This is a genomic window from Actinophytocola glycyrrhizae (assembly GCF_042653545.1).
In the GTDB taxonomy this organism is placed as follows: Bacteria; Actinomycetota; Actinomycetes; order Mycobacteriales; family Pseudonocardiaceae; genus Actinophytocola; species Actinophytocola glycyrrhizae.
This window is the reverse complement of the sequence record NZ_JBHSIS010000010.1, coordinates 25288-39890: the sequence shown is the minus strand read 5'-3', so window position 1 is coordinate 39890 and position 14603 is coordinate 25288. Positions and strand designations below refer to the sequence as shown.

Sequence of the window (14603 nt, the reverse complement as noted above, 5' to 3'; positions counted from 1 at the left end):
CGGCGTCGTGTCCAGGACAACGGGAAAGACCCGCGCTCCCGTGCACGGGGCGTGACAGTATGCGTGGCGTGGCGCGTCTCGGATCAGGAATACCTCTGGTGGCACGTGACCGGGAGCTCGGCCGGTTGCGGGGCGCCTTCGAGCAGGCCGCGAGTGGCACGGCCACCGCGATGCTCATCTCCGGCGACGCCGGAGTCGGCAAGACCAGGCTGACCGACGAGCTGGCCGCCTTCGCACGCGACAAGGGCGGGATCGTGCTGACCGGCCGCTGCCTCGACGCGGGCGAGACCGGTCTGCCCTACCTGCCGTTCGCCGAGGCGATGTCCCAGGTGCCGGACCGCGAGCACTCGGTGCTCGCGCACCCCGCGCTCGCACGGCTGTTCCCCGACGTGACGCTGCCCGCGGTCACCGAGCGTCGCGAGGCCAACATGTCCGCGATCACCGCCGTCGTCCCCGGGATCGGCGGGCGGCTCGGCAACCGGCCGGAGCAGGACATCGGCCAGCTCCAGCTGTTCGACGCGGTGCACGCGCTGCTCACCGGCCTCGCCGCGACGGCACCCGTGGTGCTGGTCCTCGAGGACCTGCACTGGGCCGACGGTTCCACCCGCAGGCTCCTGTCGTTCCTGGTCGCGCGGCTGCGGGACCAGCGCATTCTCATCGTCGGCACCTACCGCAGCGACGACCTGCACCGCAGGCACCCGCTGCGCCCGTTGCTCGCCGAGCTGGTGCGCCAGCCCGCCATGGAGCGGCTGGACCTGTCCCCGTTCAACCGTGCCGACTCGCGCCTGTTCGTCAGCTCGCTGGCCGAGGAGGGCCTGCCCGACGACCTGGTCCGCGAGGTCGCAGGCCGTTCGGAAGGCAACGCGTTCTTCGCGGAGGAGCTGCTCGCCGCGTACACAGAGGACGGCGACGAGCTGCCCGCCACGCTGGTCGACGTGCTGCTCGCGCGGGTGGAGCGGCTGAGCGAGGCGGCGCAGCGGGTGGTCCGGGTCGCGTCGGTGGCCGGCCGCCGCGCACCGCACGCACGGCTGCTCGCGGTGTCGGAGCTGTCCGAGACCGAGCTGGAGGAGGCACTGCGCGAGGCGGTGCAGCACCACGTGCTGGTCGCCAAGAAGGAGCAGTGGATGGACGTGTACGCGTTCCGCCACGCGCTGCTGAGCGAGGCCGTCTACGGCGACCTGCTGCCCGGCGAACGGGTGCGCCTGCACGCCGCGTATGCCCGCGAGCTGGCGGGCGCGGCCGGACAGCGCGGTGCCGCCGCTGCGCTCGCACACCACAGCGTGGAGAGCCACGCGCTGCCGCAAGCGCTTGCCGCGTCGATCGTCGCGGCCGACGAGGCCGCCGACAGCGGTGCCCCCGCCGAGGCGCTCGGTCACCTGGAACGCGCGCTGAAGCTGTGGGACGGGGTCGCGCAGGCCGAGCGGCCCGAGCACATGGACGAGGTGACGCTGCTGCGCCGCGCGTCGTTCATGGCGGGCAGCTCGGGCGACCCGGAGCGGGCGGTGTCGTTCGCGCGGTCCGCGGTGAAGCTGGCCGACGCCTCCGGTGACCGGCAGGCCGCGGCGATGATGCGACGGCGTCTCGCGTCCGCGCTGTTCGTCGTCGAGGGCAAGGAGGACGAGGCGCGGCAGGCCATCGAGCGGGCGTGGGAGATCGCCGAGGATCTGCCCGCCGGCTGTGAGAAGGCGTGGGTGCTCGCCGTGTACGCGCTGATCCTGCGCAGCATGCGGGAACCGGCGCAGTCGCGGCGGATCGCGGAGCTCGCGGTGCGGGAGGCCCGGGCGTGCGACGAGGTGGGGGTGATCGCCGACGCGCTGATCACGCTCGGCGCGCTCGACGAGTCGGAGGGCCGGGTCGAGGAGGGCAGGGAGCGGCTGCGGGAGGCCATCCGGCTCGCCCGCGACGACGACGCGTTGAGCGTCGAGCTGCGTGCCCGCTACTACCTGGCGATCAACACCTACGAGGCCGGCGAGCTGGACGCCGCCGTGCGGATCATCGAGGACGGGGTCGAACGGGCCCGCGACACGGGTCTGACGTGGAGCACCTACGGCTTCGAGCTGCGTGCCATCAAGGTGGTCGTCCGCTACGCGCGCGGCGACTGGGACGAGAGCGAGGCGGCCGCCGAGCCGCCGGGCATGCGGGTGTCGAGCACGGTGTCCGCGCGGCTCGCGGCGGTCGGCAGCTACGTCATGGTGTCCCGCGGCAGGCTCGCCGAGGCCGCGAAGCTGGCGGCGGACCTGCGGTCGGAGTGGCACCGGGACTTCCAGATCTTCGCGTCGATGAGCGCGGTCGGTGCCGAGCTGGCGCTGTGGCAGGGCCGCCCGGAGGAGGGTGCGAAGCTGGTGCGCGAGGCCCTGGAGTGGGCGGAGCGGGTCGGCGGCCAGTGGGTGCTCATGAACATCCGGCTCGGTGCGCTCGGCGCGACGCTGTACGCGGACTGCGCGGACCGCGCCGCGCGGCGCAAGGACGACGCGGAGCGGAAGACCTACGTCGACGAGGGCATGCGGGTCGTGGAGCTGGCACGCAAGACCGCGAAGTACGGCAGGCCGCGCACCGGCTCGCTGGGGCCGGAGGGCCGGGCGTGGCTCGCGCGGGCCGAGGCCGAGGAGAGCAGGCTGCGCGGCGCCAGCGACCCGGCGCTGTGGGAGAAGGCGGTCGAGGCGTTCGCCTACGGCGCGGTGTACGAGCAGGCCGTGTGCCGGTGGCGGCTGGGTGCGGCGCTGCTCGGCGCGGAACGCAGGGACGACGCGGCGGCGGTGCTGAAGGCAGCGGACGAGGTGGCGTCCCGGCTGGACGCCCGCCCGCTGCGGGACGCGCTGCGCAAGCTCGCGAGACGCGGCCGGATCGCGCTGGCCGACGGGCAGACGCAGAGGGAGGCGCTGGACCCGTTCACCCCGCGCGAACGGTCCGTGCTGCGGCTCGTCGCGCTCGGCCGCACCAACCGGCAGGTCGGCGAGGAACTGTTCATCAGCGAGAAGACGGTGAGCGTGCACCTGTCCCGCATCATGGCCAAGCTCGGCGCCAACCGGCGCGCGGAGGCGGTCGCGATCGCCTACGACCGCGGCCTGCTCGCGGAACCTGTTCCGCCTCCCGGGACTTGAAGGGCCCAGCTTTCGTCGCGAGTACCGGCACGTTCCCCTGAGGTGCGGTTCGGCGGTGCGAGACCACGCCAACCCGTGTGCTCCACCAGCGTCTCCGTGGTGCCCTACGCGGTCAGGCGGTTGGGCTGGATCGGGGCGGCGACGAGCAGGACCATCCCGATCGACGCGAGTTCCTTCTCGTGGCGCAGGAACCAGGTGCGGGCGGAGTCGCCGGGGGTGGCGTGGTCGCTGGCGGCGGTGACGGTGAGCGCGTAGTCCGCGGTGCCCTGCACGGTGACGGCGTGCTGGGTGAAGCCGATGACGCAGTCGCCCGCGAACGTGACGGTGTCCGGGGTGTGGAAGTCGTGGTGGCGCTGGGTGAACCGGTGCCCGGCGGTGGCGGAGACGCTGGGGGCAGGTGAGCCAAGGCCGCGGATCATGAGTCCTTTCGCGACGGTCCGCAGCGCGGCCAGTGCGTCGCCTCGGTCGGCCGGGGCGGCGGCCAGGACGTCGAGGTCGCCGGTCAGCCGCAGTTCGACGGTCACGGCGACGTGGTCGATCTCGACGGCCGCGCCCGCGACCGGGGTGGACGGTAGCGCGTAGTGCAACGGTACGTGGTCACCGGTCTCCGCGGCGGTCATCACGTCACCTCGACGAGGTCGGTGGTGGCGGGCAGTGCCACGGTCCCCGCCGCGTGCCACGCGTCCGGCTCGCTGTCCGTGGTGACGGTGAGGACGTAGCCCGTCGCGTCCTCGGCGCCGGGGAGCGCGCAGGTGCCGGTGTACTCGGCGCCGCCCGGCACGGTCGCGGGACTGCCGGGCAGGAACGTGGCGCCTGTGCACGCGAGGGTGGGCGGGTCGGTCGCGAGGTCGACGGTGAGGTCGGCGAGCGCGTCCGCGCCACCGGCGCCGACCTCGCCGGTGAGGGTGAGGCCGAGCCGGACCACGGTGCCGCCCGCGGTCACCTCGGCGGTGGCGACCGGCTTGTCGGGCCAGCGGTAGCGCGTGCCCGTCAGCGCCCGCCAGGTCGCGGCGTCCACGTCACCGGTCGGCGCGAGCCCGAGCTGTGCCTGGAAATGCCGGACCGCGCCGGCGAGCGCCGCGTCGAACTCGCCGGACTCGGCGGTCACCTGCTGCTGGTAGTGGTGGTTGAGCGTCTGCTGGAGGTAGAGCACCCATTCACCACCGTCGCCCGCACGCAGCTCCGGCTCACTAGCCATGTCACCTCCAACAAGGGCACACCCCACAAGAAACCGTACGTCCCATTCGATCACCACACCGACGACCAATAGGGCAGAACTTGGGGCACCACCCCCATTCCCCCACCAACCCCCGCGAGTCCCCCATCCAGAACCCGCGAGTCCCCGGTTCGGAACCCGCGAGTCCCGCGTTCGGAACCCGCGAGTCCCCGGTTCGGAACCCGCGAGTCCCGCGTTCGGAACCCGCGAGTCCCCGGTTCGGAACCCGCGAGTCCCGCGTTCGGAACCGGTGAGTTGCCCGTTCGCGACCGGACTCGCCGGTTCTGAAGGGGGGACTCGGCGGTCCTGAACGGGCAACTCGCGGGTCCTGAACGCGGGACTCGCGGGTCCTGAACCGGGGACTCGCGGGTTCTGGATGGGGGACTCGCGGGGTTAGTTGCCGATTATTACGGTGCTTGTCGCGGTTATGGAGCTTGTGGGGGCTGGGGACGGGTCGTTGCACGTGGTGACCGTGTCGCCGGTGCGGGCCGCGGGTTTGTTGTTGATCAGCACCGTGCCGCTGCCCTTGGTGACCGTGCCCTGGTTCGTCGGCGGGGCCTGGAACGAGCCGCCCTGCGGGACGTGCGGTGGCGCGTTGGTCGCGGTGCTGCCGAGGGTGGCCGCCGGCTGGCCGCCGATCACGACGTTCGTGCTGCAGCCGCCCGTGATCGTGCCGGCGAACGGGTGGGGGAGCGGGGTCGGCACCGGCCCGCCCGGCGACGGGACCATGATGATGTGGATGTCGGTCCCGACGACCTTGTCGCCCATCTTCGCGGCGGGGCTCACGGTGTACGCACCCAGCGCCGGGGCTGCGCGGGCGCCAACGGTCCGCGTGCTGGCACGTTCTGCCCACTGTTGAGCCGGATCTTCTCCGCGGCCGGCGCGATGTCGGTGTCGGCGGCGGGCAGGAACGGCGCGCTCACGGTGATCGCGAACGACGCCCGCGCGGGCATGCCGAGGTTGCTCCACAGCGCGCCGGGATCGGTGTCCGCGATCCGGATCAGCACCGGCGCACCCGCCGCCACCAGTGACTCCGGCATGCAGTCGGCGGGCAGCGAGTCGGTGAACAGCATGGTGCGCAGCGCGGCCCCGAGCAGCTGGTGCTCCTCGTTGACCTTCTCCGCGCGCGCCGTGACCAGATAGGACAGCGAGCAGCGCCGGTTGGGTTCCCGCCGCGCCCGCACCGCGCCGCGTTCGTCGCGTTCGTCGGCCCACCCGGACTCGCGCGTCCCAGGGTCGTCGTGCAGCCCGTACAGGAACAGGTCGATCGCGTTCGTCGGGCGTTCGGTCTCCCAGGTCGGCTTCGGCGGGTCGAGCCGGACCATCGTGCCCTCCGGCAGCGACCGGCCGAGCAGCACGCACAACGCCTCGTCCACGTCGGTGATCACGCCGACCAGTCTCGCGGCGCCACCTGCCCGCCGCACCGGCACACCGCCCGTCCTTTCAGCGCGCGACCGGCGCCCGAAGGGGCAACCGGCGCCGCCCGGTGCCCCTCCCCGCGACGCCTGCCGCACCCGGCACCCCCGGCCGCAGGCTCGGAGACCGGACATGAACAGGGGAGCAAAGCACCACTGGCCGCCCGAAGGGGCGGCCGCACCCGCCCTCCCCACCGCCCCGCGACGACTGAGCCGTCCGGTGCGAAATGAACACACTCAGACGGGGCCGGTCACGCCGGTCACGCGTACGACGCAACGAGGGAGACACCCGAGATGGCCAGCAGTTACCTCGCGCCCGGTGTGTACATGGAGGAGGTTTCCTCAGGATCGCGGCCCATCGAGGCCGTGGGAACCGCGGTTGCCGCCTTCGTGGGCTTCGCCGAGCGCGGTCCCCTGCACGAGCCCGTGATGGTCACCAACTGGACGCAGTTCAAGCAGAACTTCGGTGACTTCGTCGAGGGCTACTACCTCGCGCACGCCGTGTACGGCTACTTCCAGAACGGTGGCGGCACGGCCTACGTCGTGCGCGTCGGCGGCGACACGCACGACGGGTCGGGCAACGGCAAGGTGGCGCTGCCCGCCGCCGAGCTGCCCGCCGCGGGCGCCGACCGGCCCGGCCTCACCATCTCGGCGCGCTCCGCCGACACCGGTGACCTGGCCGTCGAGGTCGCGCCGGCCTCCGAGGAGGGCGACGACACGTTCAAGCTCGTGGTGAAGCAGCACGGCCAGCCGGTCGAGACGTTCGACAACGTCACCACCAAACGCGGCCCCAACCATGTCGCGACCGTGGTGCGCCAGCAGTCGAAGCTGATCACCGTCGAGGAGACCAAGGGCAAGTCGCTCGCGCTGCCCAAGCCGGGTGAGGTCGCGCTCGGTGCCCCGGCGCCCGCGCCGGTGAAGGTCGAGGCGAACGCCTACGTCGGCAACTCCGCCGACCGCACCGGGTTCGGTGGCCTGGAGGCCGTCGACGAGGTGACGATGCTGTGCGTGCCGGATCTGATGGCCGCCTACCAGCACGGCGCGCTGTCCGTCGAGGACGTCAAGGCGGTGCAGCTCGCCATGATCGCGCACTGCGAGCTGATGGCCGACCGGGTCGCCATCCTGGACACGCCGCCGGGGCTGAACGCGCAGGACGTCAAGGACTGGCGCCAGGACGTCACCGGCTACGACTCGAAGTACGCCGCCATGTACTGGCCGTGGATCAAGGTCGCGGACCCGGTGGCAGGCAAGCAGGTCTTCGTGCCGCCGTCTGGCCACATGGCAGGCATCTGGGCACGCAACGACACCAGCCGCGGCGTGCACAAGGCACCCGCGAACGAGGTCGTGCGCGGTGCGGTCACGCTGGAGCTGAACATCACCAAGGGCGAGCACGACGTGCTCAACCCCATTGCCGTGAACTGCATCCGCAGCTTCCGCGGCCAGGGCATCCGGGTGTGGGGCGCGCGCACGCTGTCGAGCGATCCCGAGTGGCGCTACCTGAACGTGCGGCGGCTGTTCAACTATGTCGAGAAGTCGATCCTGCAGGGCACGAACTGGGTGGTGTTCGAGCCGAACGACCCGAAGCTGTGGGACTCGGTCAAGCGCACGGTCACCATGTTCCTTCGCCGTGTGTGGCGGGACGGCGCGTTGTTCGGGCAGCAGCCCGCGCAGGCGTTCTTCGTCAAGTGCGACGAGGAGAACAACCCGCCGGAGAACCGCGACGCCGGGATCCTGACCGTCGAGATCGGCATCGCGCCGGTCAAGCCCGCCGAGTTCGTGGTCTTCCGGATCTCGCAGTTCGCCGAGGGCGCCGGCCTCGAAGAGTGACGTTCCCCTTCGTTCTCCCGTAAGGAGTTTCAAGCATGGCCAGTGGCGACCCGATCACAGCGGCACGGTTCTCGATCACGATCGACGGCTACGAGATCGCCGCGTTCTCCGAGCTGCAGGGCATCACCACCGAGGTGAAACCGGTGGAGCACATGGAGTCCAGTGACAAGGAGGTGATCCTCAAGAAGCTGCCGGGCCAGATCGTGCCGTGCACCGTGGTGCTCAAGCGCGGCAAGTCCGAGCACATGGCGCTGTGGGCGTGGCACGAGTCGGTGCTCAACGGCGACATCATCAACGCGCGCAAGAGTTGCTCGCTGGTGATGTACGGGCCGGACGGGCAGCCGGTGGCGCGGTACCACCTCGAGCACGCGTGGCCGTCGAAGCTGGAGATCGGCGCGCTGAAGGCGGGCGCGTCCGAGGTGCTGATGGAGACGGTCACGATCGTGTCCGAGCGCATCCAGCGCGTGTCCGCGTGACGGCGCCGGCCACCGCCGAGACGGGGTTGCGGACCGAGTACCCGTTCACGTTGCCGCGCGGCTACGTGGACGAGACGGGCCGCGTGCACCGCGACGGCGTGATGCGGCTCGCGACCGCGCGGGACGAGATCACCACGCAGGCCGACCAGCGTGCCAAGCAGAACCCGGCGTACCTCACGGTTCTGCTGCTGGAGCGCACGGTCACCACGCTCGGTGAGGTGCCGGTGGTGGACACGTTCCTCATCGAGAGCCTGTTCGCCTCGGACCTCGCGTTCCTGCAGGACCTGTACCGGCGGATCAACGCCGACGGGCACACCGAGGTCGCGGTCAGCTGCCCGCACTGCGGCAACGACTTCGCGGTGGACGTCGCCGGTGATGCCCCGGGGGGATCGTGACGTACGCGGTTGACCGCGTGTGGGAGGAACTCGCGTACGTCGCCTACTACCTGCACTGGGATCTGGACAAGATCCTCGACCTCGAGCACCCGGTCCGCAACCGCGTGATCGGCGAGATCGGCAAGATCCACACGCGGTTCGCTGACGAGTCCTGAGTGGACTCTTCGAAGAAGGGGAAGTCGATGCGCTGGCCGTTCCGGCGGAAGCGGGAGACCACGGAGACACCCGTCGCTCCCGTGGCCCCCGCGCGCGGGGTGGCACCGCCCGCCCGGCGGTGGGCCGCGCTGCCCGCCATCCCCATGACGATCGACAGGGGGGCCCCGCTGGTCGCGGGGCCCGCGCCCGTGCTGCCGCCGCTGCGGCCGTCGACCGGTAGGGCACCGGCGGTGGCCGCACCGGCCGGATCCGTCACCGGCATCGCCCGGCCCGTGGTGCGGGCGAGTGAGCCGGTGGTCGACGCGGTGCCGGCCGCACCGTTGCCGCCCGCACCGGTGGTGCGCAGGCCCGCGCGGCCCGCGCAGGCCGAGGCGCCCGTGCTGACCGACGCGGTCGACGAGTACGTCGGCGAGCCGAGGGAGGCCGCGCAGATGTACCGGGCCCCCGACTGGCTGCGGCTCGCGGCCAACCCCGGGGTGCTGGCGTTCCCCGGTCTTCCCGGCCCGGCACCGGAACCGGCCATCGCAGAACCACCGTCGTTTCTCCCTCCGGAGCTGCGGAACAAGCCGGAACCACCGGCGGTGACGCGGGCACCGGAACCACCGCCGCGCATGGTGGAGGGAGTGGAACGGGCCGAGGCACCCGCGCAGCGCGCGATGCGCAGGCGCAAGCCCAACCTCGGCCAGACACGCAGGCTGGGCCTCGGCGCCCCCATCCCGGCGCCGTCGCGAGAGACCCTGATCCATCCCGAGGCGCCGCCACGGGTGGTGGACGGGGCGGTCGAGCCCGCCACACCACAGGAGCCGCCGCCCCCACCGGCGGCCCCTGTGCGTGTGCCAACCGAACCGGAACCCGAGCCAGAACCCGAGCCGGAACCGCCCGCCGAGCCCTCACCGCCACCGCCCCCACCGCCACCGCCCCCACCGCCACCGTCGCCCCCACCGCCACCGTCGACGACCGTGCGGCCGAACCCGCCGGGTGCGGACCCGGTGCCCGCGAAGCGGGTCGCCGCCACGTCCTACCGCGCCACCGCGGAACTGTTGCCGCCACGCAAACCCCGGCCGCTGCCGCGCGCCACGGTCGTCGACGCGGTGCCCGCCGACCTCGCGCACGCGGTCCGCGTACACCAGCACGCCGACGTCGCGAACGTCCCGGTCTACCGGGGCCCGAAGGTCGGCGAGGCGGCGAAAGCCCGTGGCGCCAAGGCGTTCGCGTCCGGCGGCGCTGTCTTCCTGCCCGACGAGGCGGGGCCAGCCGACTCGCGCAAGGCCCGCGGCCTGCTCGCGCACGAGCTGGTGCACGCCGTGCAGCAGCGCACTCTCGGCCCGGTACTTCCGTCGCCGGACTCCCCGCTGGGACAGCAGCTGGAGGCCGAGGCGCAGGCCGCGGAACGCTTCTACGGCGGCGAGTCCGGCGCGCCGGAGCCCGCGCCGCTGGTCCACGCCCCGCACCCGGCCTCGGCGCCGGTGCAGGAGCCGGACCTCACCGGCCCGGCCCAGCTGTTCACGGCCCCCGCACAGGCACCCGCGCAGGTGCCCACCGAGGTCCAGCCGGTGCAGAGCCCGTTCGACCCCCTGACCAAGGCAGAGGTCGGCCGGATCGCCGAGGAGTCCGCGCGGCACGTGGTCACCGAGTGGACCAACCCGAAGCTGGCCCCCAAGCAGGGCGGCGCCACCGGTGCCCCGGCCAGGCAGGCGGCACCGGTCTTCGACCGCTCGGCCCGCAAGGAGGAACTGGTCCGCCAGACCCTGGAGGTCGTCAACCAGGAGCGGTTCGACCAGGGCAAGGAGCCGCTGACCGACCTCGACGCCGTGCACTACGAGCGGATCGAGCGTCAGCTCGACGACCTGCAGCACGGCACGACGACCGCGGCGGCCACACCGTCCCCACCGAGGTACCGGGCGAACTCGAAAGAGGCGTGGCTGCACGGACTGACCGGCACGGACCCGAGCCAGGGTTTCGGGCTGACCGGCTTCCGGGAGGAGGCCGGTTCCGAGAAGAGCTGGTGGGGCAGCGAGGACCGGCGGCCGCGCAAGGAGCGACTGCTGAGCGCCTTCGGTCTCACCAGCACCGTGAGCGCCGCCGAATCGGACACCTGGTTCGAGGACGACGACCAGAAACAGCAGGAAAACGCTCAGCAGAGACAACAGCCGCAGGCCGTGCGGGCGCCCGCCTCGACGGCCGCGGCGGGGGTGGTCACCACGGACGAGGAGCCGATCGCCGTCAGCAGGCTCGACCTCGACGAGCTGTCGGAACGGCTCTACGACCGCCTCCGCAGCAGGCTGCGGCTCGAACTGCTCGTCGACCGCGAGCGCGCCGGACTATCCACTGACTTCCGTTAGGAGAGGAATGCCATGGGACTGAGCGACACGTCAACGATCGGCCTCGCGAACCGCTTCGTCGTGAGCATGTCCGGCAAGTCCGAGTACGACCTCGGCAGCTGGACCAAGGCGGAGGGGCTCGACGTCGCGTGGGACATCGCCGAGTACCGCATGGGCGACGGCGGCAACGACCGCCTCTACTTCCCCGGCAACACCAAGTACACCAACGTGAAGCTCATCCGCGGTGTGTCCGAGGAGACCGAGAAGGTCAAGCAGTGGCTGAACAAGAACTCCTGGGAGATGGAGGTCTTCGCGGGCTCCATCCAGCTGTACACCACCGCCGCCAAGAAGGTCACCGAGTGGACGCTGCGTGACGTGATGCCCGCCAAGTGGTCGATCACGTCGTTCGACGCAGGCGCGAGCCAGGTCGCCATGGAGACCCTCGAGCTGGTCCACCGCGGCTTCCTCGAGGACGAGCGCAAGCTCAGCTGAGGGAACCACCATGCCGATCAGCCTCGACACCATGCTCGCCCTGACGACGCGCTTCCACGTGTCCGTCGACGGGGTGGACCTCGGCGGGTGGGCGCGCTGTCAGGGCCTCGAGGTGAAGTTCAACCCCGAGGCGCAGCACGACGGCGGGAACTACCAGTACGAGACGGTCCTGCCGGGCGCCATCAAGTACACGCCCGTCACGCTGCAGCGCGCCATCAACGCCGCGGACACCGCGAAGGTCCAGTCCTGGCTGCGGGAACGGGCGTCCGGGTGGGTCGACGCCCATGCCAGCGGTGGCGGGGGCACCGCGCAGATCTCGCTGTTCGACGCGCACGCGAAGAAGGTCGCGACCTGGACGCTGCGCAACGTCTACCCCGACAGCTGGAAGGGCCCTGACCTCGACGCCGGGACGCTGGGCATCGCGACCGAACAACTCGTGCTCGTGCACGAGGGATTCCTGTAAGCAGGAGGGACCACGACGATGACCGCCGCCATGATCGGTGCGGGCGCCAACCTCGCGGCAGGCGCCGCGATCGGTGCCGCCGCGCTCGCCGGGGCGAGGGTGCCCGCGTCGCTGCGCTGCACCACCATGCCCAACATCGGGTTCGTCTACTTCGACTTCAACCCGAAGGAGATCTCGATCGGGCGCACCGCCCAGCGGCGGTCCATGCCGTCCCCGGCGACCGGTGGCACGCAGCAGGCGACGCAGCGGTCCGACCCCGCGAAGCTCACGATCAACGAGGTGACGCTCGAGGGCATGGACACGAAGCTGCGCTGCGACACGCTGCTCACCTGGACCAGCCCCGACGCCGGGTTCCTCGGCCAGCTGATGTCCGTGGTCAGCGGGAAGAACCTCAAGACGCAGCCGCCGGAGCTCACGTTCCAGTGGGGCCCGCCGATGATCGGGTTCATGTACACGGTCGTGATGCAGCAGGTCGGGATCAAGTACGTCCGGTTCACCTCCGCCGGGATTCCGGTGCGCGCCAAGGTGAACCTGTCGCTGGTCGAGGTCCCCTCGCTGCTCGGGACCCTGCCGCAGAACCCCACGTCCGGCGGGCTCGTCGGCCGTCGCGCGCACACGGTCGGGCACGGCGAGTCGCTGCAGTCGATCGCCACCGCCAACTACGGCAACCCCGGCGCGTGGCGGCGGATCGCCGAGGTGAACGGCATCCAGGACCCGACCCGCGTACGCCCCGGCGACACCGTCTACCTGCCGAACCCGCAGGAGCTGGACGAGGGGAGGACCCGGTGAGCCTCGGTGGTCTCCTCGGCGGCAGCAAGACCGCGATCGTCTGGCCGACCATCAAGATCGGCAAGCCGGTCGGGCTGCCGCTGTCGCCGCTGGTGCTGCCGAACCTGATGCGCGCGGTCGTCGACACCCACCTGCACCTGCCGGACATGTTCGAGCTGACCTTCCACGACCTCGAGGGCACCGTCGTCGAGGACGCCGGCCTGAAGATCGGGTCCGTCGTGGAGATCGCGGCCGGGCCCGCGGACAGCGACAGCACCACCTCCCTCATCAAGGGCGAGGTGACCTCGATCGAGGCGATCTGCCAGGAGGGCCTGATCTACTCGGTGGTCCGCGGGTACGAGAAGGCCCACCGGCTGCAGCGCGCCAAGCGCACCCGCACGTACGTGAACATGAAGGACTCCGAGATCGCCAGGGAGGTCGCGGCCAACGCGGGCCTGGACATCGGCACGGTCGAGGAGACGTCGGTCGCGCACGACCACGTCGCGCAGGTCGCCCAGTCCGACTGGGACTTCCTGCAGCAGCGGGCCCGCGAGATCGGCTACGAGACCGGGGTCGTCGGCGGGAAGTTCTTCTTCCGCAAGGCGTCCGGGCGCAAGGACGGCGGCGGGCTCGGTGGCGCGCTGGCGTCCGCCGTTGACGCGGTCGCGAGCATGATCGGGCTCGGCAGCGGCAAGCTGACGTTCAAGGACAACCTGCACACGTTCCTGCCGCGCCTGTCCGCCGCGAACCTCACACCGGACGTGGAGGTGCGGGTGTGGGACCCGAAGGACGCGCGCGTCGCCGTCGCCAAGGCCGTCGCGGCCACCGGCACCGCGACGATCGAGGGCCAGGACCCGGCGAAGCTCGCGAAGTCGTTCACCGACGGGCTGATCTCGTTGCCGTCGATGCCCGCGCTGCCGTCCATCCCCGGCCTGCCCAAGCTCGACTTCGGGCTGCCCGCAAGCAACACCGCCTACCTCGTGGTGAACCGGCCCCTCGGGGTCGGGCCGGCCGCGGACACGGCGGCGGAGGCGGCGGCCAAGGGCGTCGCCGACCACATCGCCAGCACGTTCGCGGAGGCGGAGGGCGTCGCGAACGGCGACCCGGCCATCCAGGCCGGCGCCGAGGTCGAGGTCGCCGGCGTGCCGGAACAGTTCTGCGGCAAGTGGTTCGTCACCAACGCCCGGCACGTGTTCAACCCAGAGGAGTTCGGCTACCGCACCCGGTTCTGGGTGTCCGGGCGGCAGAACCGGTCGCTGCTCGGGCTCACGTCCGGTGGCGCGGCGGCGAAGCAGACCGACTTCGGCGGGCTGGTGTGCGGGATCGTCACCAACGTGTCCGACAAGGAGAAGCTCGGCCGGGTGAAGGTCGCGCTGCCGTGGCTCGCGCCGAACTTCGAGTCGGACTGGGCGCGGGTCGTGCAGTTCGGTGCGGGCGCGAAGACCGGCGCGTTCTTCCTGCCGTCGGTCGGCGACGAGGTGCTGGTCGGCTTCGAGTTCGGCGACTCGCGGCGACCCTACGTCCTGGGTGGACTGATCAACAGCAAGTCCGACTTCGGTGAGCTGAAGGCGGCCGTCGCCGGCTCGGGGATCGTCACCAAACGCGGTGTCGCGACCCCGGCGGCGAACCAGTTGACGTTCACCGACGAGCTGCCGCCGGGACCGCCGGGCAGCCTGCCGCCGATCCAGTCGAAGATCCAGCTCGGCACCAAGGGCGACAAGCTCGGTCTCGTCATCGACCAGGTGGCCGGCACGGTGACGCTGGCGTGCAACCCGAAACCGCCGGAGTCCAAGTCACCGCAGGGTTCCCTCACCATCGAGTGCGGCGAACTGGGCGGCATCACCATCAAGGGTGGCATGGGCGGCATCAAGATCGAGACCGACGGCCAGCTCTCGCTCAGCGGGAAGACGGGCGTGAAGATCGAGAGCAGCGCCGTCGTCGAGGTCAAGGGCTCGCTGATCAAGCTGAACTAG

Annotated in this window: 14 protein-coding genes; 10 read left to right on the top strand and 4 right to left on the bottom strand. The window is 71.5% G+C overall.

The window, feature by feature from the left end; all coding sequences use genetic code 11:
• Positions 1–59 precede the first annotated feature (59 nt).
• Positions 60–3101: a helix-turn-helix transcriptional regulator gene (locus ACFPCV_RS21850; RefSeq protein WP_378058136.1), complete on the top strand. Its 3042-nt coding sequence runs from the start codon at positions 60–62 to the stop codon at positions 3099–3101.
• A 104-nt stretch (positions 3102–3205) separates the two neighbouring features.
• Here the strand turns inward: ACFPCV_RS21850 and ACFPCV_RS21845 are convergent, their stop codons facing one another.
• From ACFPCV_RS21845 to ACFPCV_RS21830, 4 genes are all read right to left on the bottom strand, one after another.
• Positions 3206–3721 carry a hypothetical protein gene (locus tag ACFPCV_RS21845; RefSeq protein ID WP_378058135.1) on the bottom strand — a complete coding sequence of 172 codons (516 nt, stop codon included), beginning with the start codon at positions 3719–3721 and terminating at the stop codon, positions 3206–3208.
• Positions 3721–4299 carry a peptidoglycan-binding domain-containing protein gene (locus ACFPCV_RS21840; RefSeq protein ID WP_378058134.1) on the bottom strand — a complete coding sequence of 193 codons (579 nt, stop codon included), beginning with the start codon at positions 4297–4299 and terminating at the stop codon, positions 3721–3723. Before ACFPCV_RS21840 ends, ACFPCV_RS21845 begins: the two co-directional genes overlap by 1 nt.
• 411 nt (positions 4300–4710) lie before the next feature.
• Positions 4711–5103 carry a PAAR domain-containing protein gene (locus ACFPCV_RS21835; protein WP_378058133.1) on the bottom strand — a complete coding sequence of 131 codons (393 nt, stop codon included), beginning with the start codon at positions 5101–5103 and terminating at the stop codon, positions 4711–4713.
• A complete protein-coding gene (locus tag ACFPCV_RS21830; protein ID WP_378058132.1) occupies positions 5100–5705 on the bottom strand; it encodes a Pvc16 family protein in 606 nt (201 codons plus the stop codon). The genes ACFPCV_RS21835 and ACFPCV_RS21830 overlap by 4 nt, the downstream gene beginning before the upstream one ends.
• A gap of 321 nt (positions 5706–6026) precedes the next feature.
• On the opposite strand from ACFPCV_RS21830, the gene ACFPCV_RS21825 reads away from it, so the two are divergent.
• From ACFPCV_RS21825 to ACFPCV_RS21785, 9 genes are read left to right on the top strand one after another with little or no spacing between them, the layout of a single operon-like run.
• Positions 6027–7559 (top strand): phage tail sheath family protein, encoded by a 1533-nt coding sequence (locus ACFPCV_RS21825; protein ID WP_378058131.1) that lies wholly within the window; start codon positions 6027–6029, stop codon positions 7557–7559.
• A gap of 35 nt (positions 7560–7594) precedes the next feature.
• Positions 7595–8035, top strand: a complete 441-nt coding sequence (locus ACFPCV_RS21820) for a phage tail protein (RefSeq protein WP_378058130.1) — start codon at positions 7595–7597, stop codon at positions 8033–8035.
• Positions 8032–8430 (top strand): phage tail assembly protein, encoded by a 399-nt coding sequence (locus ACFPCV_RS21815; protein ID WP_378058129.1) that lies wholly within the window; start codon positions 8032–8034, stop codon positions 8428–8430. Before ACFPCV_RS21820 ends, ACFPCV_RS21815 begins: the two co-directional genes overlap by 4 nt.
• On the top strand, positions 8427–8585 hold the full coding sequence (locus ACFPCV_RS21810) for a DUF6760 family protein (protein ID WP_378058128.1): 159 nt from the start codon (positions 8427–8429) through the stop codon (positions 8583–8585). Before ACFPCV_RS21815 ends, ACFPCV_RS21810 begins: the two co-directional genes overlap by 4 nt.
• Complete coding sequence (locus tag ACFPCV_RS21805; RefSeq protein WP_378058127.1) at positions 8586–10928, top strand: eCIS core domain-containing protein; 2343 nt, start codon at positions 8586–8588, stop codon at positions 10926–10928.
• Positions 10929–10940: 12 nt separating this feature from the next.
• Positions 10941–11399: a phage tail protein gene (locus ACFPCV_RS21800; protein ID WP_378058126.1), complete on the top strand. Its 459-nt coding sequence runs from the start codon at positions 10941–10943 to the stop codon at positions 11397–11399.
• Positions 11400–11409: 10 nt separating this feature from the next.
• Positions 11410–11862: a phage tail protein gene (locus ACFPCV_RS21795; protein WP_378058125.1), complete on the top strand. Its 453-nt coding sequence runs from the start codon at positions 11410–11412 to the stop codon at positions 11860–11862.
• A gap of 18 nt (positions 11863–11880) precedes the next feature.
• A complete protein-coding gene (locus tag ACFPCV_RS21790) occupies positions 11881–12651 on the top strand; it encodes a CIS tube protein (protein ID WP_378058124.1) in 771 nt (256 codons plus the stop codon).
• Entirely contained in the window at positions 12648–14603 is a 1956-nt protein-coding gene (locus ACFPCV_RS21785) for a phage baseplate assembly protein V (RefSeq protein WP_378058123.1), read from the top strand. The genes ACFPCV_RS21790 and ACFPCV_RS21785 overlap by 4 nt, the downstream gene beginning before the upstream one ends.

Excerpts from the sequence above, each read along its gene's own strand:
- ACFPCV_RS21850 (WP_378058136.1), top strand. The coding sequence starts at position 60 with ATGCGTGGCGTGGCGCGTCTCGGATCAGGAATACCTCTGGTGGCACGT.
- ACFPCV_RS21795 (WP_378058125.1), top strand. The coding sequence starts at position 11,410 with ATGCCGATCAGCCTCGACACCATGCTCGCCCTGACGACGCGCTTCCAC.
- ACFPCV_RS21820 (WP_378058130.1), top strand. The coding sequence starts at position 7,595 with ATGGCCAGTGGCGACCCGATCACAGCGGCACGGTTCTCGATCACGATC.
- ACFPCV_RS21825 (WP_378058131.1), top strand. The coding sequence starts at position 6,027 with ATGGCCAGCAGTTACCTCGCGCCCGGTGTGTACATGGAGGAGGTTTCC.
- ACFPCV_RS21800 (WP_378058126.1), top strand. The coding sequence starts at position 10,941 with ATGGGACTGAGCGACACGTCAACGATCGGCCTCGCGAACCGCTTCGTC.
- ACFPCV_RS21790 (WP_378058124.1), top strand. The coding sequence starts at position 11,881 with ATGACCGCCGCCATGATCGGTGCGGGCGCCAACCTCGCGGCAGGCGCC.
- ACFPCV_RS21840 (WP_378058134.1), bottom strand. The coding sequence starts at position 4,299 with ATGGCTAGTGAGCCGGAGCTGCGTGCGGGCGACGGTGGTGAATGGGTG.
- ACFPCV_RS21845 (WP_378058135.1), bottom strand. The coding sequence starts at position 3,721 with ATGACCGCCGCGGAGACCGGTGACCACGTACCGTTGCACTACGCGCTA.